This is a genomic window from Thermoactinospora rubra, assembly GCF_002093975.1.
Classification (GTDB): domain Bacteria; phylum Actinomycetota; class Actinomycetes; order Streptosporangiales; family Streptosporangiaceae; genus Nonomuraea; species Nonomuraea rubra_A.
Genome location: NZ_MSZZ01000044.1, coordinates 1 through 22636, shown reverse-complemented (window position 1 = coordinate 22636; position 22636 = coordinate 1). Strand labels below are relative to the sequence as shown.

Annotated in this window: 20 protein-coding genes and 2 pseudogenes; 15 read left to right on the top strand and 7 right to left on the bottom strand. The window is 73.2% G+C overall.

The annotated features are described in order from the left end of the window. Position 1: 1 nt before the first annotated feature. Together BSB02_RS29720 and BSB02_RS29715 are read left to right on the top strand one after the other, a co-directional pair. Positions 2–1003, top strand: a pseudogene (locus BSB02_RS29720) (M20/M25/M40 family metallo-hydrolase); the annotation flags it as partial. A gap of 22 nt (positions 1004–1025) precedes the next feature. Further along, entirely contained in the window at positions 1026–1571 is a 546-nt protein-coding gene (locus tag BSB02_RS29715) for an NmrA family NAD(P)-binding protein (protein ID WP_084963890.1), read from the top strand. A 4-nt stretch (positions 1572–1575) separates the two neighbouring features. Here the strand turns inward: BSB02_RS29715 and BSB02_RS29710 are convergent, their stop codons facing one another. Continuing rightward, on the bottom strand, positions 1576–3645 hold the full coding sequence (locus BSB02_RS29710; protein WP_206184954.1) for an alpha-galactosidase: 2070 nt from the start codon (positions 3643–3645) through the stop codon (positions 1576–1578). 79 nt (positions 3646–3724) lie between these two features. Here BSB02_RS29710 and BSB02_RS29705 point away from each other — a divergent pair, with 79 nt between their 5' ends. From BSB02_RS29705 to BSB02_RS29660, 10 genes are all read left to right on the top strand, one after another. Next, entirely contained in the window at positions 3725–4912 is a 1188-nt protein-coding gene (locus BSB02_RS29705; RefSeq protein ID WP_084963889.1) for an ROK family transcriptional regulator, read from the top strand. A gap of 274 nt (positions 4913–5186) precedes the next feature. Continuing rightward, positions 5187–6566, top strand: a complete 1380-nt coding sequence (locus BSB02_RS29700) for an ABC transporter substrate-binding protein (RefSeq protein ID WP_084963888.1) — start codon at positions 5187–5189, stop codon at positions 6564–6566. Positions 6567–6626: 60 nt separating this feature from the next. Then, complete coding sequence (locus BSB02_RS29695; protein WP_084963887.1) at positions 6627–7517, top strand: carbohydrate ABC transporter permease; 891 nt, start codon at positions 6627–6629, stop codon at positions 7515–7517. Then, the gene (locus BSB02_RS29690) at positions 7514–8416 is read left to right on the top strand and encodes a carbohydrate ABC transporter permease (RefSeq protein ID WP_084963886.1); all 903 of its coding nucleotides are present in this window, start codon (positions 7514–7516) and stop codon (positions 8414–8416) included. Before BSB02_RS29695 ends, BSB02_RS29690 begins: the two co-directional genes overlap by 4 nt. Further along, a complete protein-coding gene (locus BSB02_RS29685; RefSeq protein ID WP_084963885.1) occupies positions 8413–10431 on the top strand; it encodes a beta-galactosidase in 2019 nt (672 codons plus the stop codon). The genes BSB02_RS29690 and BSB02_RS29685 overlap by 4 nt, the downstream gene beginning before the upstream one ends. 213 nt (positions 10432–10644) lie before the next feature. Then, a complete protein-coding gene (locus tag BSB02_RS29680) occupies positions 10645–11613 on the top strand; it encodes a MerR family transcriptional regulator (protein WP_084963884.1) in 969 nt (322 codons plus the stop codon). A 268-nt stretch (positions 11614–11881) separates the two neighbouring features. Continuing rightward, positions 11882–12361: an RNA polymerase sigma factor gene (locus BSB02_RS29675; protein ID WP_084963883.1), complete on the top strand. Its 480-nt coding sequence runs from the start codon at positions 11882–11884 to the stop codon at positions 12359–12361. A 134-nt stretch (positions 12362–12495) separates the two neighbouring features. Further along, positions 12496–13242, top strand: coding sequence for a carotenoid biosynthesis protein (locus BSB02_RS29670; protein WP_240506742.1), 747 nt, complete (start codon positions 12496–12498; stop codon positions 13240–13242). Positions 13243–13246: 4 nt separating this feature from the next. Then, positions 13247–14698: a phytoene desaturase family protein gene (locus tag BSB02_RS29665; protein ID WP_084963881.1), complete on the top strand. Its 1452-nt coding sequence runs from the start codon at positions 13247–13249 to the stop codon at positions 14696–14698. After that, positions 14695–15828 (top strand): glycosyltransferase family 2 protein, encoded by a 1134-nt coding sequence (locus BSB02_RS29660; protein ID WP_084963880.1) that lies wholly within the window; start codon positions 14695–14697, stop codon positions 15826–15828. Before BSB02_RS29665 ends, BSB02_RS29660 begins: the two co-directional genes overlap by 4 nt. Here BSB02_RS29660 and BSB02_RS29655 read toward each other — a convergent pair. Then, entirely contained in the window at positions 15770–16366 is a 597-nt protein-coding gene (locus BSB02_RS29655; RefSeq protein ID WP_084963879.1) for a glycerol-3-phosphate acyltransferase, read from the bottom strand. The genes BSB02_RS29660 and BSB02_RS29655 overlap by 59 nt on opposite strands. Before the next feature lie 40 nt (positions 16367–16406). On the opposite strand from BSB02_RS29655, the gene BSB02_RS40010 reads away from it, so the two are divergent. After that, positions 16407–17048 (top strand): spheroidene monooxygenase, encoded by a 642-nt coding sequence (locus tag BSB02_RS40010; protein WP_240506740.1) that lies wholly within the window; start codon positions 16407–16409, stop codon positions 17046–17048. Positions 17049–17062: 14 nt separating this feature from the next. Here the strand turns inward: BSB02_RS40010 and BSB02_RS29645 are convergent, their stop codons facing one another. The 5 genes from BSB02_RS29645 to BSB02_RS43175 form a co-directional block, all read right to left on the bottom strand. Continuing rightward, on the bottom strand, positions 17063–18052 hold the full coding sequence (locus BSB02_RS29645; RefSeq protein WP_084963877.1) for a phosphate acyltransferase: 990 nt from the start codon (positions 18050–18052) through the stop codon (positions 17063–17065). Then, a complete protein-coding gene (locus BSB02_RS29640) occupies positions 18049–18948 on the bottom strand; it encodes a phytoene/squalene synthase family protein (RefSeq protein WP_084963876.1) in 900 nt (299 codons plus the stop codon). The genes BSB02_RS29645 and BSB02_RS29640 overlap by 4 nt, the downstream gene beginning before the upstream one ends. Next, positions 18945–20372 carry a phytoene desaturase family protein gene (locus tag BSB02_RS29635; protein WP_084963875.1) on the bottom strand — a complete coding sequence of 476 codons (1428 nt, stop codon included), beginning with the start codon at positions 20370–20372 and terminating at the stop codon, positions 18945–18947. Before BSB02_RS29635 ends, BSB02_RS29640 begins: the two co-directional genes overlap by 4 nt. Beyond that, positions 20372–21424 (bottom strand): polyprenyl synthetase family protein, encoded by a 1053-nt coding sequence (locus tag BSB02_RS29630; RefSeq protein WP_158088756.1) that lies wholly within the window; start codon positions 21422–21424, stop codon positions 20372–20374. Before BSB02_RS29630 ends, BSB02_RS29635 begins: the two co-directional genes overlap by 1 nt. 68 nt (positions 21425–21492) lie before the next feature. Then, positions 21493–21618 (bottom strand): hypothetical protein, encoded by a 126-nt coding sequence (locus BSB02_RS43175; RefSeq protein ID WP_276206369.1) that lies wholly within the window; start codon positions 21616–21618, stop codon positions 21493–21495. A gap of 236 nt (positions 21619–21854) precedes the next feature. Here BSB02_RS43175 and BSB02_RS29625 point away from each other — a divergent pair, with 236 nt between their 5' ends. Both BSB02_RS29625 and BSB02_RS29620 read left to right on the top strand, forming a co-directional pair. Beyond that, the gene (locus BSB02_RS29625) at positions 21855–22382 is read left to right on the top strand and encodes a hypothetical protein (RefSeq protein ID WP_084963873.1); all 528 of its coding nucleotides are present in this window, start codon (positions 21855–21857) and stop codon (positions 22380–22382) included. Next, positions 22379–22636, top strand: a pseudogene (locus tag BSB02_RS29620) (cytochrome bc1 complex cytochrome b subunit); the annotation flags it as partial. The gene BSB02_RS29625 and the pseudogene BSB02_RS29620, both read left to right, overlap by 4 nt.

The following is a 22636-nucleotide window of genomic DNA, read 5'->3' as shown; positions in this document are numbered from 1 at the left end:
CTCCGACGACAAGGGGCAGTTGCTCGCCCTGATCGCCGGGGCCGCCGACGCTCCGGTGAATGTCAAGATCCTCGCCGAGGGAGAGGAGGAGATCTCCAGCCCGCACGCGGGCGAGCTGCTGCGGCGGGAGCGGGACCGGCTGGCCTGCGACGCGGTGCTCATCGCCGACCAGCCGATGCTGGACCGGCGCACCCCGCTCATCCTGTACGGCGTGCGCGGCTGCGTCTACGCGGAGGTGGAAGTGCGCGGTACCCCGCGCGACCTGCACTCGGGCACCTACGGCGGCGCCGTGGACAACCCCGCTCTCGTGCTGGCCCGCATGCTCGCCTCGCTGATGGACGGCGAGAGCCGCCGGGTGCTGGTCCCCGGGTTCTACGACGACGTCCGCGACGTGGACCCGGCCGAGTTCGCCGGCAACCCCGTCGACGACGCCGTGGGCCTGGCCATGACCGGGGCCAGGGCGCTGGCCGGCGAGGCCGGGTACCCGCTGGCGCAGCGGGTCAGTGTCCGCCCGACGCTCGAGGTCAACGGCATGGTCAGCGGGTACACCGGCCCCGGGAGGAAGTCCGTGATCCCCGCGGCCGCCGTCGCCAAGCTGGGCTGCCGCCTGGTGCCCGACCAGCGGCCGGAGGAGGTCTTCACCCGGTTGCGCGACCATCTGCTGGCCGTCGCGCCGCCCACGGTCGCCGTCGAGGTGCGCCGCCTGGCGGGCGGCCGCCCGGCCGTCATGGACCGGGACGCACCCCTCACGCTCGCCGCGGTGCGGGCTTATCGCGAGGTGGTGGGCGCCGCCCCGGTGTTCCTGCGCGGAGGCGGCTCCGAGCCGGTCGTCCCGGAGCTCCTCGACGTCCTCGGGGCGCCCGTCACGATGGTGGGGTACGGCCTGCCGACCGACAACATCCACGCCCCGGACGAGCACCTCGCCGTCGAGCAACTGCATCTCGGGGTCGAATGCACCAGGCGCACCCTGGCCGTCTTCGGCGCCCGTGCGATCATGAGATGACATCGGCGCGGAAGGCGAGACCATGATCGTGGTGACCGGTCCCACCGGCAACGTGGGCGCCGAGGTGGTCGAGCTCCTGCGGGAACAGGACGAGCTGGAGTACCGCATCGCCGCCCACCGTCCGCAGCGGTTCCCCGGCGCGCCCGTCGCCCGGCTCGACTACGACGACCCGGCCACCTTCGACGCCGTGCTCGACGGCGTGAGCACCCTGTTCCTGCTCTTCCCGCTGCCGCATCCGCGCACCGTGCGCACCAGCATGATCCCTTTCATCGACGCCGCCGTGCGGGCGGGCTGCCGGCACATCGTCTACGTCAGCGTGCCGGCCGCGGACCGCAGCAGGATCATCCCGCACCACGCGGTGGAGCGGCACATCGAGGCCACCGGCGTGGGGCACACCTTCCTGCGGTGCGGTTACTTCATGCAGAACCTGTGCCGCGCGGTCTCCACCCACGGCGTCGACATCATGGACCGCGGCGAGCTGCCCGGGCTGCTGGGCCGTCCCGCGACCACCTTCGCCGAGTGGGCGCGCGGCTACCGCCCCCGTTTCGAGGCTCGCGACTGGTCCTGAGCCGCTACTCCCGCACCAGGCGGACCAGCGTGCTGGCATGGTCGCCCGCCAGGGCGAGCGTCAGCCCGTGGTTCATGAGCGCCGCCCCCAGGTGGACCTCGCCGGTCTCCTCGTCGCGGTAGGCGGCCTCGGGGTCCAGGCCGGCCAGGCGCAGGGGCGGGACGGGCAGGCCGCGGCCCGAGGGCAGGCGCCAGGCGATGACGACGACCCGGTCCTGGTGGACGTACTGCACCGCGTCCGGCAGCCGGTACTGCTCGCCCAGCTGGATGACGGGGCGGACCCGCTTGTAGGCGGCGACCAGCGTCGCGGCCTGCTTGAGCTCGGTGTCGTCCCACGCCGGCAGGTTGCCGCCGATGCCGAGCACGCCGGTCATCGCCACGTGGAACCGGAAGTCCAGCGGGAGCGAGCGTCCGGTGAGGGGGTTGGGGCTGTCGGTCACCCAGGCCGACATGGTCCTGGCCGGATGGATCTGGCTGAAGCCGTGCTGGATGGCGATGCGGTCGACGGCGTCGGTGTTGTCCGACGGCCAGACCAGGTCGGCGTGCGCGAGGATGCCGAGGTCGAGGCGGCCGCCGCCGCCCGCGCACGCCTCGATGCGCAGGGCGGGGTGCTGGGCGCGCAGGCGGTCCATGACGCGGTAGACGTTGCGCACGTGCTCGGACCACACGCGGTCGGGATCGGCGTGGCCGGGCCAGCCGGCCTGGGCGAGGGCCCGGTTCATGTCCCACTTCAGGTAGTCGATCCCGTGGGCGGTCACCAGGTCGTCGAGCCACGAGTAGGCCCATTCGGCCACGTCCGGGCGGGCGAAGTTGAGGACGAGCTGGTTCCTCAGCGTGGTGCGGGCGCGGTGGGGCAGGTGGAGCACCCAGTCCGGGTGCCGCCGGTAGAGGTCGCTGTCGGGGTTGACCATCTCCGGCTCCACCCACAGCCCGAACTTCATGCCGAGCCGCCTGACCTCCGCCGCCAGGGGCGCCAGTCCCCGGGGGAAGCGCTCGCGGTTCGGCGTCCAGTCGCCGAGGCCGGCCTCGTCGCTGCGGCGCTCGCCGTACCAGCCGTCGTCCACGACGAACAGCTCGGCGCCGACGGCGGCGGCGAGCCGGGCCAGGCGTCGCTGGCCCTCTTCGTCGACGTCGAAGCCCGTGGCCTCCCAGGAGTTGTAGACCACCGGGCGCAGCTCGTCGGGGTGCGGCAGGACGTGCGCGGCGATGTAGCGGTGCCAGGCACGGCTGGCGCCGCCGAAGCCTTCGGCGCTGTAGAGGCCGGCGAAGACCGGGGTCTGCCAGGATTCGCCCGGTCCGAGCAGGACGGCCGGCCCTTCGTGGCCGGCGCCGCCGGTGAAGGACGGAACGCTTCCCGCCGTCCGCTGCACGGTGATGCGCCAGCTGCCGCTCCACGCCAGGACGCCGCTCCAGACCTCCCCCCGCCGCTCGTCGGCGTCACCGGCGTCGATCATCAGCCAGGGGTTGACGTGGTGGCTGGAGACGCCGCGCCTGCTGGTGAGCGTGGTCTCGGCGTGGGGGAGGGGGACGCGGTGGAGGCGTCCCTCGGCCGTCCACCCGCCGGTGGTGTGGCTGAGGCGGCAGGACGGCAGGGCCGGCAGCGTCCAGCAGGCCGAGTCGGCCCGCAGCAGCTCGAAGGCGGGCCCGCCGGCGGCGGTGTTGCGCAGGACCGTCCACCTCTCGATCACGTCGCAGTCGTGGCGGACGCGGTAGCACAGGTCGGCTTCCAGGGGATGGTGCCGGTCGCGCAGGCGGATCGTGAGCTCGCCGCCGTCGATGTCGTGGCCGGCGTAGTCCCACTCCACGTCGCGGCTGCGGTCGGGGAACCGTACCTGGAGGGAGGGCACGCCGAAGCGGGCGCCCCCCTCGCACGGGTACTCCTCGCCCGTGACGCCGTCGAAGCTGCTGGCCGGCGGAGCGGGAGGGGGCAGGCGCCGCGCGTCCTCCAGGGACAGCGGTCCTCCCCAGTGGAGGTGCCGCAGGAGCCCGTCGCCGTCCAGGCGCATGGCATAGGCGGTGGTCCTGGTGCGGAGCAGCCACACGCCGCTGTGGGAGTCGAAGCTCACGGACGTCACGTGTCCCCCTGGAGGCCGAAGCAGATTATCTCACAATTAAAGTCTTGTGGAAGCTAATACGAGCCTCTAGGTTGTGTCCATGCCCCGACGCGCTTCGCGGCGAGTGCCGATCACCTCGCGCGCCACCGCCCAGGTCTTCACCACGGTGCTGGCCCGGGGCCCCGTGCCGCGCACGGAGATCGCCCGGCTGACCGGGCTGTCGTCCGGCGCGGTCACCAAGGCGGCCCGGCCGCTGGTGGAGGCGGGATACCTGGAGGAGGTGCCCGTCGAGGCGCCGGTGGGGCGCGGCGCCGGGCGGCCGGCCAGCCCGCTGGCCATCCGCGCGGACCGGGAGTTCTTCGCCGGCGTGAAGATCACGACCGACGAGCTGATCGGCGTGCTGGCCGACCTGCGCTGCCAGGTGCGCACCCGCGTCCACCGTCCCCTGTCGTCCAACGAGGTGATGGACGTGGTCGCCGCCCTGGGCGAGGTGGTGACCGAGCTCTGCGAAGCGTCGCCCGACTACGCCGGCCGGGTCCACTGCCTCGGCGTGGCCGTCTCGGGTGACGTCGACAAGGAACGGGGGTTCGTCAGATATTCGCCGTTCCTGCGATGGCGGGAGGTCCCGCTGGGCGCGCTCGTGGCCGAGGTCACCGGCCTGACCGTCACCCTGGAGAACGACGTCAAGGCCCTCGCGGTGGCCGAGCACCTCTTCGGCGCCGGAGCGGGAACGGCCAACTTCGCCTTGCTGACCATCGGGACCGGCATCGGGTGCGCGCTGGTGGTCAACGGCTCGCTGGTGGCCGGCGCCAACGGCGTGGCCGGCGAGATCGGCCACGTGCCGGTGTCCGGCGACGGCCCGGACTGCCACTGCGGCGGCACGGGCTGCGTGGAGGCGATCGCCGCCACCCAGGCCATCGTCGAGGCGGCGCGCGCGGTCACCGGCCAGGCAGACCTGTCCATCGACCAGGCCGTGTGGCGGGCCCGCGACGGGGACGCCGCCGTGCAGGAGGTCTTCAGGCGTGCCGGTGAGGCCATCGGGCGCGGGCTGGCGGCGATGGCGAACCTCATCGGCCCCGAGAAGATCGTCGTGTCGGGGGAGGGGGTGGCCGCCTACGACCTGTTCGAAAAGCCGATCCGTACGGCTTTCGCCCGGCAGGCGTTCGGCGCCGCCGCCTACTGCCCCATCGTCGTGGACCCGCTGCCGTTCGACGAATGGGCCCGCGGGGCGGCAGCCGTCGCCGTGCAGGAGTTCATCTTCCCGGGAGGTGGTAAGGGGCTGAGGTGAACGGGGGCGTCGCCCGCTGGGTTTCTCGACAGTTACGCGCGTACGGCGCATCGAAGCGGCATTGCCCGCTGCTTGATCACTGATTCCTGGACGGCCGCGAGGCGTTCTTCGATTCCTCGCGGTGTCTCGTCGTCGCCTTCCGCGCGGCGGCCGTGCCGGAGCCGACGTCGGCGACGGATTTTTCACAACCAACTTTCCCAGCAAAGCAGACGAAGCGTCTGCGACGCGTGCCGCTCAACGAGGAGCGGCACGTGGAGATTTCAAGGAGAGCGCGATGTCCTTGCGCACGATCAGCCCGGCGCCCCGGCGCCTCCTGGGAGCCCTGGCCTGCCTGGCCCTCGCCGCTGCCGTCACGGCGTGCGGCGGAGGCGGCGGTGAAGGCGCGGCCCCCGCCGAGCAGCAGCCCCCGGCCGCGGCGTGCCCCAAGAGCTCCGGCAAGGTGAACCTGACGTTCTGGTCGTGGGTGCCCGGCGTGGAGAAGGCGGTGGAGGAGTGGAACCGCCAGAACCCCGACATCCAGGTCACCGTCAAGACCACGCCGGCCGGCAACGCCGGCACCTACCAGAACATGTACAACGCCCTGAAGGCGGGCAACGCGCCCGACCTGGGCCAGGTCGAGTTCGACTCCCTGGCCAGCTTCCGCCTCCAGGAGGGACTGACCGACATCGCCGCCTGCGAGCCCGTCAAGCAGGCCGCCGGCCTGTTCGCCCCGTGGACCTGGTCGCAGGTGACCTTCGGCTCCGGCGGCAAGGACGGCGTCTGGGCGATCCCGCAGGACACCGGCCCCATGGCGCTCTACTACCGCAAGGACCTGTTCGACAAGCACGGCATCGCCGTACCGAAGACCTGGGAGGAGTACTACCAGGCCGCCAGGAAGCTGAAGAGCGCCGACCCCGACGCCTTCATCACGCACTTCTCCCAGACCGACCCCAACTGGTTCACCGGGCTGCTGTGGCAGAGCGGCGCCAAGCTGTTCGCCCAGCAGGGCGACCAGTGGAGCGTCACCGTGGACAACCCCGACAGCCGCAAGGTCGCCGACTACTGGCAGAAGATGATCGACGAGAAGCTGGTCGCGACCGACCTGCAGGGCTTCTCCCCGGCGCTGTACAAGGCGTGGAACTCCGGCGACGTCGTCACCTGGATCAGCGCCGCCTGGGGCTACAGCACCATCCGCGACAACGCCAAGTCCACCGCGGGCAAGTGGGCCGTCGCGCCCATGCCGCAGTGGTCGGCGGGGGAGGGCAAGGCCGGCAACTGGGGCGGCTCGACCACCGCCGTCCTGGCGGGCAGCAAGCACCCCTACGAGGCCGCCAAGTTCGCGATGTGGCTCAACTCCGACCCCAAGTCCCTGGAGATCCTCAACCGGGAGGGCGGGCTGTACCCGGCCGCCACCGCGGGGCTGGACCTGCCGGCGCTGAAGGCGCCGGTCGACTTCTACGGCGGGCAGCAGATCTTCGACGTCTTCGCCGAGGCGAGCAAGGGCGTCGACACCGCGTGGACGTGGGGCCCGACCATGGTGGACACCTACCGGTTCATGAGCGACGCCTTCGCCGGCGTGCTGGGCGGCAAGGGCACCCTCGCCCAGGCGCTGCAGGACGTCGACGGCAAGACGGCCGAGTCGCTGCGCAAGCAGTCCCTGCAGGTCGCCGAGTAGCCGGCAGCGGGCGGCGCGCCGCGCCGTGGCCGCCCGCGCCCCTGACCGAAGGAGTCCCCCATGAGCGTTCGGCACCGCAGGCGCCGCTGGGATCCCTGGCTCTTCCTGGCTCCCTTCCTCATCCCGTTCACGCTGTTCACGCTGGCGCCCGTCGGCTACGCCGCCTACCAGAGCCTGTTCGCCACCAGGCGGGTCGGCGGCACGTTCGGCCGGCGCACCACCGTCTTCGCGGGGCTGTCGCAGTACCGCGAGGTGCTGACCGACCCGGAGTTCCTGCGCAGCCTCGGCCGGGTCCTGCTGTTCGGCGTGGTGCAGATCCCCCTCATGCTGCTGCTCGCCCTGCTGCTGGCGCTGCTGCTGGATTCGGCCGTGGTACGGCTGAAGCGGTTCTTCCGCATCGCCTACTTCGTGCCCTACGGCATCCCCGGCGTCATCGCGGCCCTGATGTGGGGCTTCCTGTACGACCCGAGGCTGTCGCCGGTGGTGGACCTGCTCGGCCGGATCGGGATCCGGCCCGACTTCCTCGGCGCCGACACCATCCTGTGGTCCATGGCCAACGTGGTCACCTGGACCTACACCGGCTACAACATGCTGATCATCTATGCGGCGCTGCAGGCCATCCCGGCCGACATCTACGAGGCGGCGCGCACCGACGGCGCGGGCGGCACGACGATCGCCTGGCGCATCAAGGTCCCCATCGTGCGCCCGGCGCTGATCCTGACCGGCGTGTTCTCCATCATCGGCACCCTGCAGCTGTTCACCGAGCCGCAGGTCTTCCGCGCCATCTCCACCAGCGTCACCAGCACCTACACCCCCAACCTGGCGGCCTACTCGCTGGCGTCGGCCAACAACTACAGCGAGGCCGCGGCCATGTCGGTGACGCTGGCGCTGGCCACGTTCGTCCTGTCGTTCGGCTTCCTCAAGCTCAGCAGTCGAAAGGCCCGCTCATGAGCATGCTCACCGACATCGCCGGGGCGCATCCTCCGCGGCACGCCAGGCTCGGCGGCCGCCGGGACAGCCCGGCGGCCGTGGGACTGGCGTTCGTCTTCCTCGCGCTGGTGGCCGTCTACATGCTGCTGCCGGTGTTCTGGCTGCTGGTGTCGGCCACCAAGAGCCAGGGCGACCTGGTGAGCACCTTCGGCTTCTGGTTCGCCGAGATGCACCTGGCCGACAACCTGCGGGCCCTGTTCACCGAGCAGGACGGCGTCTACCTGCGGTGGATGGTCAACAGCCTGCTGTACGCGGGGCTCGGGGCGGCGGTCGGCACGTTGCTGGCGGCCCTGGCGGGCTACGCGCTGGCGAAGTTCCCCTTCCGCGGCCGGGAACTGGTCTTCTCGGTGATCCTGGGCGGCGTCCTCGTCCCGGCCACCGCGCTGGCCCTGCCGCTGTTCCTGCTGTTCGCCAAGCTGGAGGCCACCAACACCTTCTGGTCGGTGTTCCTGCCCAGCGTCGTCAGCCCCTTCGGGGTGTACCTGTCACGCATCTTCGCCGCGGCCTCGGTCCCGGACGAGCTGATCGAGGCGGCCCGGCTGGACGGCGCGGGAGAGTGGCGGATCTTCTTCACCATCGCGCTGCGGCTCATGTCCCCGGCCCTGGTGACGATCTTCCTGTTCCAGTTCGTCGTCATCTGGAACAACTTCCTGCTGCCGCTGGTGATGCTGCAGGACGACCGGCTCTATCCGGTGACCCTCGGCCTGTTCACCTGGCAGTCCCAGGTCAGCCGGGAGCCCGGCCTGCAGATCCTCACCGTCGCCGGGTCGCTGGTGTCGGTGGTGCCGATCGTGATCACCTTCCTGCTGCTCCAGCGCTACTGGCGGGCCGGGCTCGCCGCCGGGGCGGTGAAGTCGTGAGCGACGTGATGGCACGTCTGACCGCCCGGCTGGGCGGCATGATCGCCTACGGCGGCGACTACAACCCCGAGCAGTGGCCCAGGGAGGTGTGGAAGGAGGACGCCCGGCTGATGCGCGAGGCGGGCGTCAACCTCGTCACCGTGGGGGTGTTCTCGTGGGCGTGGATCGAGCCGCGCCCCGGCCGCTACGAGTTCGGCTTCCTGGACGAGGTGCTCGGCCTGCTGCACGAGCACGGGATCGCCGTCGACCTGGCCACCGCCACCGCCTCGCCGCCGCCGTGGTTCCTCGCGCGGCACCCCGAGGCCATGCCGGTGACCGCCGAGGGGGTCAGGCTGTGGCACGGCTCCCGGCAGGGGTTCTGCCCCAGCAGCCCCGCCTACGCCGAGGCGGCCGGCAGGCTCGTCGAGCAGCTCGCGGCCCGCTACGCCGGTCACCCGGCGCTGGCCCTGTGGCACGTCCACAACGAGTGGGGCAACCACAACGCGCACTGCTTCTGCGACGCCAGCGCGGCGGCGTTCCGCGACTGGCTGCGGGAGCGCTACGGCGACCTCGACGCGCTGAACGACGCCTGGGGCACGGCCTTCTGGAGCCAGCGGTACGGCGACTGGGCGGAGGTGATGCCGCCGCGCGCCACACCGGCCTTCCGCAACCCCGGCCAGCAGCTGGACTACTGGAGGTTCTCCTCCGACGCCCTGCTGGCCCTGCACCGGGCCGAGGCGGCCGTCCTGCGGCGGCTCAGCCCCGATGTCCCGATCACCACCAACCTGATGGGCACGCTGGAGAAGAAGGTCGACGGCTTCGCCTTCGCCCGCGAATGCGACCTGGTCGCCGTCGACCACTACCTCACCGCGGCCGACCCGCAGGCGCACATCGACCTGTCGCTCAACGCCGACCTCGCCCGGGGCATGGCCGGGGGCGGGCCGTGGCTGCTGATGGAGCACTCGACCTCGGCGGTCAACTGGCAGCCGCGCAACATCGCCAAGGCGCCGGGGGAGATGCGCCGCAACTCGCTGGCGCACCTGGCCAGGGGCGCCGACGGCATCATGTACTTCCAGTGGCGCCAGTCCAGGGCGGGGGCCGAGAAGTGGCATTCGGCCATGCTCCCGCACGGGGGCACGGCGACCACCACGTGGCGGGCGGTGCGGGACCTGGGCGCCGAGTTGCGGACGCTGCGGCCCGTGGCGGGCGGCGCGGTCGAGGCCGAGGTGGCGATGCTGTTCGACTGGCACGCCTGGTGGGCTCTGGAGCTGGAGGCCCGCCCGTCGGTGGACGTGCGCTACCTGGACCTGATCCGCCACTGGTACGCGGCTTTGTGGCGGGGCGGCGTCACCTGCGACGTCGTGCATCCCGGCACGGACCTGTCGCGCTACCGCCTGGTGCTCGTCCCGAGTCAGTACCTCGTCACCGACGCCGACGCCGCCTCGCTGTGCCGGTACGTCGAGGACGGCGGGCACGCCGTCGTCGGCTTCTTCAGCGGCGTGGCCGACGAGCGCGACCACGTACGGCTGGGCGGCCATCCCGGGGCCTACCGCGGCCTGCTCGGCCTGCTCGTCGACGAGTTCCTCCCGCTGCGCGAGAAGGAGACCGTCGCCCTCGACGACGGCACGACCGGCACGGTGTGGAGCGAGCGGATCGTCCTGGAGGGCGCCCAGGCCGTCAGGACCTTTGCGAGCGGGCCCGCCGCGGGCGGCCCGGCCCTCACCCGGCACGCCCACGGCCGGGGCACGGCCTGGTACGTGGCCACCCGCCCCGAGGCGGACGCGCTGGAGCGCATCCTCATGGACGCCTGCGGCGAAGCCGGCGTCACGCCTGCCGTATCGGCGCCCGGGGGCGTGGAGGCCGTGCGCCGGGCGGGCGCGGACTCGGCCCACCTGTTCGTGATGAATCACACCGACGAGACGGTCTTCGTTCCCGTGCGCGGCACGGTCGTCACCGGGGCGGCGCGCCCCGCCGACGGTGGCGTGGAGGTGGCGCCAGGCGAGGTCGTCGTCGTCCGCGAGACGGCCGGGGCGTGACAGGGATGTGACAGGGACGAGCCCAGATGAGCCCGGACGGGCCCGTCGGCGCCGCCGCTCCACCCGCCCGCGTCCGATGCCGCGGGTGCCGCCCGTCACGCTACCTGCCCACTGCGCCACCGCCACACCACGAAGGTCCGGTCCGCCGGCGAACCGGACGGTCGTCGTGACCGAAAGAATGAGCGGCGGGCGGATGCGAGGAAGGCAAGGTCTGTGACCGATCAGGAGCAGCAGGGGTACGGCATCGGGGCCGTCTCGCGGCGGCTCGGCGTGCCGTCCGCGACGTTGCGGACGTGGAACCTGCGGTACGGCATCGGGCCCAGCCGCCGCAGTCCCGGCGGGCACCGCCGGTACGGCGAGGACGACCTGCGCCGCCTGGAGGAGATGAATCGCCTGATCCATGCGGGCATGCCGCCCGCCGAGGCGGCCCGCCGGGCGTTGCTGTCGACGACGAGCTCGGTGCAGCCCGTACCCGCCGAGGAGAGGGCTTCGCCTGGCCCGATGGGACTCGATGCCGGACATCCTGCCGGTGGCGGGGTGCCTTCGGCCGCCATGATGGCCCGGGCGGCGGCGGCATTGGACGGGCGGGCCGTGGCGGAAGGCCTCGCTGCCGCTCTGGCCCGGCACGGCGTGGTCTGGACGTGGGATCGCCTGGTGCGCCCGGCCTTCGAGACGATCTGCCGCCGGCAGGCGGCGAGCGGTGCCGACGTCGACATCGAGCACCTGTTCTCCGACCAGGTCCTGGCGGCCCTGCACGGACTGGCGCGCCGGCCCGCCGAGCCGGCGAACGCCCGGCTCGTGCTCCTGGCCTGCGCCGAGGAGGAGCAGCACAGCCTTCCGGTCCATGCGCTGGCCGCGACGCTGGCCACCGAGCACCGTGTGGAAGGCCGGGTGCTGGGCGCGCGCACCCCGTATGCGGCGCTGGCGGACGCGATGCGGCGGCTGGGGCCCGCGGTGGTCTTCGTCTACTCCCAGCTGGCCGCGACAGGCGATCCTCTGCCGCTCACCAGGCTGCCGTCCCTGCGGCCGCCTTGCAGGGTTCTCGTGGGCGGTCCGGGGTGGCCGGAGCTCCTGCCCGCACGGCTGACCCGTGTGACCTCCCTGAGGGCGGCCGCCGAGTGGATCGCCGGAGCCCTCGGCGTCCCGCCCGGTGGCGGCGCGGGCGCGGCTCCTCGCCGCTGATCGGCGTGGTCGTCGTCACGACCTGCGGTTGACGGCATGAGACCGGACGCCGCGCGGGACGTACCTGTCGGCATGAGCCGGGGCAGGCACGGCGGCGGATGCGTGAGTGGGCCCATCACCACAGGCGACGTGCCACCGCGGCCCGCGTTCCCCTTCTGAAATCGGTTTTGGTGCGGCCATGGGGCGATCTCCCCCCTCTTTGTTGCGTGCGCGCCTCCCGAAGGATTGAATAACTTTTGAATAAGTTATCTGCCGAGAGGTAGCCCGCATGGACCCGCTCACCGGCTGGTATCGCGCCCACGGCCCGTTGATCCGCGCCTACCTGGCCCGGATGGTGTCGTGGCAGGACGTCGACGACGTGCTGCAGGTCGTCTTCACCGAGGCATGGCGCGCCCGTGACCGATACGACTCCACGCGCAGCCCGGAGGCGTGGCTGCTGGGCATCGCGCGCAAGCGGGCCATCGACCATCTGCGCGCGCGGCGACCTGCGACGATTCCGCTGGAGGTCATCGGCGACCCCGCGGACCGCGATGGCCGGGACCCCGGCGAGACCCTCGCCGACCGCGACCGGGTGCGGCAGGCGCTGTCGGCGCTGCCCGCCGTCCAGCGGGAGGCCCTCACCCTGGCTTACTACGGCGAGCTTAGCCAGCGGGAGATCGCCGAGTATCTCGACGTGCCGCTGGGCACCGTCAAGGCCAGGACGGCCCGCGGTCTGCACCGCCTGTCCTCGCTCCTGGCGGCGGCGTGACCGGCGAGCGGCCGCCATGTGGACGGGGTGCCGGTGTGTCCTGGGATGGAGCTCGGGCTCGGCATGCCGTACGAGACGCCGTCGACAGGATCGGCAACCGCCGGCGCCCCCTCGGCGAAAGCCAAGACGTGGTGGTGACGCGCGAAGCGCATACGTGGAGCATCGCGCCAGGGCTGGCGTGTCTCGCGGCCATGGTCGGGTGCCAGGTCGCGTCCGGGTTGAGCGCCGACCCCGGACGGTTCACCGAAGTCATCGTGGTCCTGCTCGCGGCGAGCGCGGTGGGTCTGGCGGCCTCGACGGCGGGGGCCGGCCGCGCGGCCGCGGGGTTCGCCGCGGCGGCGGTGCTGGGGTATGCGGCCGAGCTCGTGGGGGTCGGCACGGGCTGGCCGTTCGGCGAGTACGAGTACACCGACGCTCTGCATCCCCGGCTCTTCGGCGTGCCCGTCGTGGTGGCGGCGGCATGGGCGGGCATGGGCCTGGCCGCCTACGCCGTGGCCCGGGCGGCTGTGCCGGGCCGCCGATGGCTGCGCCTGGCGGTCGGCGCTCTCGCCCTGACGGCGTGGGACCTGTTCCTGGATCCGCAGATGGTCAGGCAGGGCGTGTGGGTGTGGCGCGAGGACGGCCCCTACCACGGGATTCCCTGGAGCAACTTCGCCGGGTGGCTGCTGGTCTCGCTGGCCATCATGGCGGTGCTCGACCGCGTCGCCGGCGCCGGACTGGCCGGGCGTGGCCTGCTGTGGTTGTACACGGTCATGGCCGTGATGGAGACGCTGGGCTTCGCTGTGGTCTTCCGTCCGCCCGATCCGCTGGTCGCAACCGTCGGAGGCATCGGCATGGGGATCTTCGTCGTGCTGGCGTGGAGGCGGCGATGGCAGAGGTGATCCAATGGCAGAGGTGATCGTCGTCGGCGGCGGGGTGGGCGGCATGGTGGCCGCCCTGTCGCTGGCCAGGCTCGGCCACCAGGTGCTGGTGATCGAACGGCTCCCCCGGCTCGGGGGGAAGCTGGCCGAGCACCACCGCGACGGGTTCACCTTCTCCCTGGGACCGTCCCTGCTGACGATGCCGCACGTCTTTCGCGACCTGGGCCTGCACAGGACCTTCGTCGAGCCGGAGGAGCTGTGCCGCTACCGCTTCGCGGACGGGTCGGCGCTGTCGGCCTGCCGGGATCCGGACCGGATGGCCGAGCGGGTCGAACGGCTGGCGCCCGGCGAGGGGAGGTCCTGGCGGGCCTTCCACGCCTGGGCGTCACGCTGCCTGCGCGCCGCCGAGCGCACGTTCTTCGCGGGCCCGCCCACCCGTCTGCCGGAGCGGGCACACTTGTCGGACCTGGCGGCGGTGGCCCCGGGACGCACCCTGGCCGGGCTCGCCCGCCGGTTCTTCCATGATCGGCGCCTGCGCCAGTACGTGGGCCGCTACGCCACCTACGCCGGTTCGTCCCCCTATCGCGCGCCCGCGGCTCTGGGATGCGTGCCGGCGCTGGAGCACGAGCAGGGCGGCTGGTATGTGCCCGGCGGCCTGCCCCGGCTGGCCGACGACCTGGCGGCCCTGCTCAAAGAGGCCGGGGCCGAGGTACGGCCGGGCACCCAGGTGGAGGCGGTGCTCGCCGACTCCCGGCAGGTCACGGGCATACGGCTGGCCGGCGGCGAGAGGGTGCGGGCCGACGTCGTGGTGGCCAACGCCGACGCCGCGACGCTGTACGGCAGGCTGCTGCCGGATCGGCGGCGGATGCGGCGCATCGCCGGACTGGGACCGTCGTCGTCGGTGTTGTTGCTGCTGGCCGGGGTGGAGGGGCGCACGCCGGGGCTGGCCCATCACTCGATCGTGTTCTCCGCAGACTACGAGCAGGAGTTCGGCGACATCTTCGACCGGCGCCGCCCGCCCCGGGACCCGACGGTCTACATCGGTTGCTCGGCCGTGGACGACTCGTCCCAGGCGCCGGAGGGGGCGGAGAACTGGGTGATGCTCGTCAACGTCCCCGCGGGAGACCCCGGCGGCTGGCCGGTCGGCCCCGAGGCCTACCGGGACCTGGTGCTGGAGCGGCTGGCCGGGCGCGGCCACGACCTGGCCGGGCGGTTGCGGTTCGTCGACATGTTCACGCCCGCGGACATACGTGACAGGTACGACGCCTGGGGCGGAGCCGTGTACGGCACCGCCTACCGGGGCAGGCTGGCGCCGTTCCTGCGTCCCGGCAACCGTGGCCCGCGGCGGGGGCTGTACCTGGTGGGCGGGTCCACGCACCCGGGCGGCGGCCTGCCGATGGTGGCGCTGGGCGGGCGGATGGTGGCCCGCATGGTGGCCGAGGACTTCGGCCCTGCGGCGCGGGGCGGACCGGCATGAGGCCGCTCACCGTGGCCCAGGCGCTCGCCGCCGCCGCGGCCCTGTCCAGGCTGGCGCGCGGCAGGCGGCGGGCGGCCCCGCTTCGCGCGGCCGGGCATGTCACCGCCACGATCTCCGTGGTGATCCCCGCCCGCGACGAGGAACGCAGGATCGGCCCCTGCCTGGCGGCCGTGGCGGCGGACCCGGCCGTCACGGAGGTCGTCGTGGTCGACGACGCCTCCAGTGACGGGACGGCGCGGCTGGCCGCCTCGATGGGCGCGAAGGTGATCGCCGCTCCGCCCCTGCCGGAGGGCTGGGTGGGCAAGCAGTGGGCCCTCCACCACGGCGTGGCGGCGGCGAGCGGGGAGATCGTCGTCACGCTGGACGCCGACGCCCGCCCCCGCCCGGGGCTGGCCGGGGCGCTGGCAGCCGCGCTGGAGGATTACGACCTGGTGAGCGTCGGTCCCCGCTTTTCCTGCGACGGGTTCGTGGAGCAGGCCCTGCACGCCTCCATGCTGGCCACCCTGGTCTACCGGCTCGGTCCCGCCGACACGACCCGCCCCGCGGCGCCGCACCGGGTGCTGGCCAACGGCCAGTGCATGGGCTTCCGACGCGAGCCGATGGTCCGGTCGGCCGCTTTCGCGGCGGTCCGCGGCCACATGACCGACGACGTGGCGCTCGCCCGGTGGCTGGCGCGCCGCGGCCGGCGTGTGGGCTTCCTCGACGCCGGTGGCCTGCTGGAAGTCGACATGCACGACTCGGCACGCGAGGTCTGGCGTGAGTGGGGCCGCTCCCTCCCGCTCGCCGACGTGACCACGCCCGGCCGGCGGGCCGCCGACCTGGCGGTGATCTGGCTGGCCATGGCCCTGCCGGTGCTGCGACTGCTGGCGGGCAGGCCCACCCGGCTGGACCTGACCCTGCTGGCCGTGCGCCTGCTGCTGACCGTGGCGCTGCGCGGCAGCTACCGCGCGCCCGGGCTGAGCGTCCTGGTGTCGCCTCTGCTGGACCCGGCGGCAGCCGTACGGCTGACATGGGCGACGCTCCGCCCGGTGCGCACCTGGCGCGGGCGCGCCTACTCCGTCCGCGGGCCGCTCAGCGCCGCGGCGAAGCCAGCGCGGCCTGGCCGAAGCGCAGGCCGATCAGGCACATGAGCAGACCCGTGGCGGCGACGTGCGAGACCGGCGCGAACAACAGCTGCACCACCGGCACCCCGAAGACCGCCACCCTGGCGCCGACCGCGAAAGACCTGGTCGCCAGCGCCACCGCCGCCAGCGCCACCACGGCCAGGGCGAACGCGGGCGGGCAGATCACGGCGATCCCGCCGGCGAACGTCAGGACGGACCTCCCCCCGCGCAACCCGGCGAAGACCGGCCAGGCGTGCCCGGCCATGGCGGCCGCGACCGCCGTGTACACCGGCACGACGCTCGCGCCCGCCACGACCCCCGAGCCGGTGGTGTGGAAGCCGCTGACGGCCAGCGCGACGATCCCGGCGGCCGTGCCCTTCAGCAGGTCGCCGGCGAACACCGGGACGGCGGCGCGCCAGCCCAGCCGTTCCTTGACGTTCCAGAACCCCGGATTGCGGTCGCCCACGTCACGCGGGTCGAAGCCGTGCAGACGCGCCACGAGGACCGCCACCGGCACCGAGCCGAGGAGGTAGCCGGCGATGGCCGGGACCAGCACAACAAGCATCGCTTCGTTTCACCTCATCAGGTACGACACGGTGGGTTCCATGCGGCACGCGGCCTTCGACCGGCCACTGCTGCGCCGTACCGCCGGCCTGCGGTTCTGGCGGCTGCTGGGCACCGGCCGCGGCCGATCGACGACGCCGGGCGCGGACCTGCGCCGCTGGGCGCTGCTCGCGGTCTGGCGGTCGGAGGAGGACCTGGAAGGGTTCCTGCGCGCCTCGCCCGTCGCCGGCCGGTGGCGGGCGGAGGCGCGGGAGGCCTGGCACGTACGGCTGCTGCCGCTGGCCGCCCGCGGCCGCTGGGGCGGGACCGATCCGTTCGCCGACGTGTCCGCGCGTCCCGCCGAGTGGGCGGGGCCGGTGGCCGTGCTCACCCGCGCGGCGATCAGGCCGGGCCGCCTGGTGGCCTTCTACCGCTCGGTGCCCGCGGTCGACGCGTCGCTGCGTGACCAGGAGGGCTGCCTGCGCTCGGTCGGCATGGGGGAGTGGCCGCTGGCGCGTCAGGCGACCTTCTCGCTGTGGCGCGATCAGGCCGCCGTGCACGGCTTCGCCTACCGGGGAGCCGCGCACCGGGACGTGATCGCCCGGGTGCGGGCGCACAACTGGTACAGCGAAGAGCTGTTCGCTCGTTTCGCCCCCTACGCCCAGGAGGGCACCTGGGACGGCTCCGACCCGCTGACCGCCTGAGCGGGAGCGCCCGGTCACCGTACCGGCTCGGCCGCAGGCAGGCCGCCCGCGTGCAGGCCGGCCGTGTGCAGGCCGACCGCGCCCGCGATGCCGGCGGACGCCAGCGCGTGCGCGACGGCGCAGGCACGTGCCACGGTGGTGGCCCTCGAGGAGCCGTGCGCCACCAGCACCGTGCCGCGCAACCCCACCAGGGCCGCCCCGCCGTGCGTCTCGGGCCGGTAAAGCGCGGCCACTTCGGCCAGGGCACGCGGCGCCGCCCCGGCTTGCGCGGCCATGGTCAGCACGGTGCGGACGCAGCCCTCGACGTTCTTGAGCACGACGTTGCCGGTGAAACCGTCGGTCACGATCACGTCGACCGCGCCCGCCAGCACGTCGTGGCCCTCCACGTTGCCGGCGAACCGCACCGGGAGCCGGGACAGCAGCTGCTCGGCCCGTCTGGCGAGCCGGCTGCCCTTGCCCGGCTCCGAGCCGATGGACAGCAACCCGACGCGCGGTTCCGGCACCGCGAGGACCGCCTGGGCATAGCGGGCGCCGAGCAGCGCGAACTGCGCCATCATCTCCGGTGTCGGATCGGCCGTGGCGCCCGCGTCGATCAGCACGCTCGCGCCTCCGGGGAGGGTCGGGAGCGCCACGGCCAGCGCCGGGCGCAGCACGCCCGGCGCCCGGCCGATCCGGCGGACGGCGCAGGAGACCACCGCCCCGGTGGACCCGGCGGACACGAATGCCCCGCCGCCCCCGGCGGTCAGCTCACAGCCCACGGCCAGGCTCGTCGTAGAGCCGTGGGCGGCGGCCGGGCCCCGCTCGGCCATCGGCACCGCGTCCGGGGCATGCACGACGGCGACGTCGTCCGCGGCGCCGTGCCGCGCCAGCTCCCGGCGCACCAGCGGCTCGGGACCCACCAGCGTGACCGGCACCCCGTGCTCGCGGACGGCGGCCACGGCGCCGGCGACGATCTCGGCGGGGCCGTGGTCGCCGCCCATCGCGTCCAGGACGACCCGGCTCATGGCACCTCCACGGTCACACGGCGCTCGGCGCGGCCGGCCTGCGCCGCGGCAAGCAGGTGGCGGGCGAAGACGGCGGCCCTGCGGTGGACCGGCACGCGGATACGGCGCGGCAGCACGTCGAACCCGGCCCGCTCGATCGACTCCAGGATGCCGCCGTAAAGCTCGTAGGCCGCCCTGACACAGGGGCGGGAGGAGGGCACTAGCATGTCCACGCCCTTCAGCGCGGCCCGATAGTGCAGGCGGGCGCGATCCGCCTCGTAGGCCAGCAGCTCGCGCACGGCGGGACCGGTCGGCGGCCCCTGCAGGTCGTCCTCCTTGACCCCGAACGCCACCAGGTCCTCCAGCGGCAGGTAGACGCGGCCTCTGGCGAAGTCCTCCGCCACGTCCCTGAGGAAGTTGGTGAGCTGGAAGGCCAGGCCCAGCCGGCGGGCCGGTTCGCGGGCGGCGGTCTCCAGGCCCGGCAGCGGCTCCAGGATGGGCAGCATCATGGTCCCGATCACGGCGGCCGAGCCCTCCATGTAGCCGAGCAGGTCGTCGTAGGTGTCGTAGCGGGTGACGGTCAGGTCGGCGCGCATCGCCCGCAGGAAGGCGTCGATGTCACCGCGGTCGATGCCGAAGGAACGCACGGTGTGCGCGAACGCCGGCAGGACCGGATCGTGCACCGGCTCGCCCGCCAGCGCGGCGGCGACGCCGGTGGCCAGGCGGTCGAGAGCGGTCGCCCGGTCGGCGGTCATGGTGAAGGAGTCGACGATCTCGTCGGCGTAGCGGGCGAAGCCGTACAGAGCGTGCACGTGCCGCCGCTTCCAGGCGGGAAGCAGCCGCGTGGCCAGGTAGTAGGACCTGCCGTAGGCGGCGTGCAGCCGGCGGCACCGCTCGTAACTGGCGGTCAGGCTCATCGGGGGTCCTCCAGGATCCGGTGGGCGGCCAGCCGCCCGGAGATGAGGACAGGGGGGACGCCGACACCGGGCGCGGTGTACATTCCGGCGAAGTGCAGTCCGGGCACGCGCGGCGCGCGCCCGGAGGGGCGGAACCACGCCGTCTGGGTGAAGCGGTGGTCCAGCGCGAACGGCGTGCCCGCCGTGTGGCCGCGCCGCCGCCAGTCCCGGGGGTCGATCACCAGGCGGGCGGCCGTGCCGTGGTCGCCGTAGCCGAGCGCGGCCACGCGGGCCAGCAGCCTCTCCTCCAGCCGGGGCCGGAGCCGGTCCCAGTCGGCGCCGCACAGGTTCGGCGCGGGCTCCAGGACGCTGAGGGTGCCGTCGCCCGGACAGGTGACCAGAAGGCTGGGATCAGGTTGCGGCCGGCCCCGCTCCAGGGCGGCGAAGGTCTCCCGCCAGCCGCGCCCGAAGTGCAGGGTGTGGTGTGCCTGTCCGGGCGGTTCTCGCTCCAGGCCGACGTGCAGCACCAGGCACGAGGGCGACAGGCGGGGACGGCGCAGCCGCCAGTCCCGGGCGGCCGGGGGCAGCATCGTCTGCGCCGCCAGCCGGTCTGCGGCCACGACCACGTGGCGGGCCGGGAGCAGTTCGCCCGTGTCCAGGCGGACGCCGCTCACGCCCTCGCCGTCGGCCGTCACCCGGACGGCCCGCGTGCCGTACCGGATGGTGGCGCCCAGTTTCTCCAGCAGGCCGGCCATGGCGACCGGAACGGCGTGCATGCCGCCGCGTTCGGGGTAGTACACGCCGCCCACGGTGTCCATGTACGCGATCACCGCGTACATGCCGAGCGCCCGCTCCGGTGACAGGCCGACATAGAGCGCCTGAAAGGTGTGCGCCTTGATCAGCCGCTCGTCGGTCAGGTACGCCGCGGCGAGCCGGTCCAGCCGGCGCAGGCCGCCCATCGCGGCCAGCCTCAGCAACAGGAGCGGGCGCGCCAGCGCGCCCGGCCCCGTCATGTCCGCGTCGATGAACGCCGGCCACTCCAGGCGGAACATCCTCTCCACCAGCCGCCGGAAGCGCCGGTACCGGTCGGCCTCAGCGGGCCCGCACACCGCGCGCACCTCCTCGATCATGGCCTCCTCCCCGGCCCGCACGTCCAGATGCGAACCGTCGTCGAAGCACAGCCGGTAGGAGGGGTCGAGGCGGCGCAGCGGAAGCCATCGATCCAGCTCCTCGCCCGCCGCGCCGAAGGTGGCGGCGAGGACGCCGGGCATGGTCAGGACCGACGGCCCGATGTCGAAGGTGTACGGCCCCGCCGTGTCGGTGCCGCAGCAGCCGCCCGGTTCCTCCCGCGCCTCCACCACGACCACCTCGCGGCCGGCCGCCGCCAGGTGCACCGCCGCCGACAGCCCGCCCAGCCCCGCGCCGACCACCACGGTCCGGCTCATCAGGCGCTCCTCGCCGTGGCCAGTTCCGCCAGCTCCACCAGGGCGGCCCTGGCGTCCGGAGGCAGCCACTCGCCGCTGTCGAGCACCGCGGCCGCCCGGTCCACGAGTTCGCCGATGCGCCGCTCGACCGCCTCCAGTGCGCCGCACGAGGCGATCAGCTCGCGCGCGGCGGCGACGTCTCGCTCGTCGCGGACGTCGGCCAGCACCGCGGCGCCGCGGGCGGGCGCCCGTCTGCGGGCTTCGTCCAGCAGGAGCGTCTGCTTGCCCTGGCGGAGGTCCTCGCCCACGGGCTTGCCGGTGACGGCCGGGTCGCCGAAGACGCCCAGGATGTCGTCCCTGAGCTGGAAGGCCTCGCCGACCGGCAGCGCGTAGGCGGTCAGCAGCCGGCGGGTGAGCGGGCTGCCGCCCGCGATGGCATGGCCCAGGTGCAAAGGACGCTCGACGGTGTACTTGGCCGTCTTGTAGACCGCGATCGCGCGGACCTGGGTGGCGTCGGCCGTGCCGCGCGCCGAGCAGGCCAGGTCGAGGTACTGCCCGCCGATCACCTCCACCCGCAGCCGCGTCAGGACGTCCAGCGCCTCGCCCAGGTCGCGGCCGGTCTCCGCCAGGGCGGCGTCCGCCCAGGTGAACGCGAGCAACGCCAGCAGCGAGGCGGCGGACTCCCCGAACCGCGCGGGGTCGCCGCGCCAGCCCGACCGCCGGTGGAGGGCGGCGAGCCCGGCGTGCGCGCTCTGCCGCCCCCGGCGGGCGCCGGTCTGGTCCATGACGTCGTCCAGCAGCAGGGCGGCCACGTGGATCAGCTCGACCGCGCAGCCTGCCGCCAGCACCGCCTCCTGCCTGCCGTCGCCGCCGGCCGCGCGGTGGCCCCAGTAGACGAACATCGGCCGCAGGCGCTTGCCGCCGTCCAGGGCGAACCTGGCCAGGTGGTCGCGCACCACGGCCGCGTCGGCGCCGAGGAAGCCGAGTTCGCCCAGGCCTTGAGCCAGCAAGGCTTCCAGTCGCCGGTCGACCATCTCGCGCAGCCGTACGGCCGGCGCTGTCACCGTCTGCATGTGCGGTTTCCTCCGTAGATGTTCAGCAGCCTGAACATCTCTTCGGCGGAGGAGCCGCGGCGGTTGCGTCAACGGTGACGGGCGGGCAGGTCCCCGTTCCTGACCTGCCGCAGGACCGTCACGACCAGCGTGCCTCCCATGGCGGTCACCAGCAGCACGGCGAGTGCCATGACGATGAGGAATCCGGCGTTCATCGTTTCTCCCCTCCTTCTGACGACAAGGACTTCGGCGGAGGGGGTGGCGCCGGATGCGGCCTTTGCCGTTTCGGGCCACGGAAATCAGCCGGACCCGATGGAGACCACCGGTGGGCACCTGATCGGCTCCTCCACCATTTCGGTCCCGCAGGCACGCCGGTCGCGCACAGGTACATCGCCCGCGGATGCATCCACGCGGCGTGCCGGGACGAAGGACCACAGAGGAGGTAGCGGTCATGAGCCTCAAAGACCGTCAGCTGGCTGAGATCCTTGACGCCTTGCGCGAGCGCCTACCGTACGCGCGGTGCAGGATCAGACGCTTTCCCGAAGGCGGCCGTTTCATCCGGTTCACCCCGCCGGAGGGCGACACCACGCTGCTGTTCGTGGAAGAGGACCGCTGGGTCTGCCTCAAGCAGGGGCCCTCCGGCCTGACCTCCTACGGCGTCGTGGGACGGATCGGCGAGCCACCGCGTACCGTCGCCGGCCGGCTGTGGTCGTCCGCCGAGGTGCCTTCCGGCAGGCCGAAGTGGCGGCGGCTGCTGCGTGCGCTGGCGTACGGGCTGGTCACAGCGATCTGCGTGGCACTGTTGACGGCGATGCTCCTGGCCGTCTTGGCGAGGAGCGCTCGATACGTCCCCGGAGCGGACACCTACCGGCTGGTGCTCTATGCCGTGTCGGTCGTCACGGGCTTGGCCGCCGGTGGCTGGGCGGCCCGCCTGACGTGGAGGGCCTTCGCACCCGGACACTCGGGGGGTGGCACATGACCGCAGTCCCCAAGGCGATCGCGGGGCCGTCGAGCTTCCTGGACGACCGGCTGGGGGCGGGGAGCTTCCTCAAGCGCAATCTGCGCAAGATGTTCCCCGACCACTGGTCGTTCCTGCTGGGTGAGATCGCGCTGTACTCCTTCGTCATCTTGCTGCTGACCGGCACGTTTTTGACGTTCTGGTTCCAGCCGAGCATGGCGCACGTCACCTACGACGGGCCGTACGCCCCGCTCAAGGGCGTGATGATGTCGGAG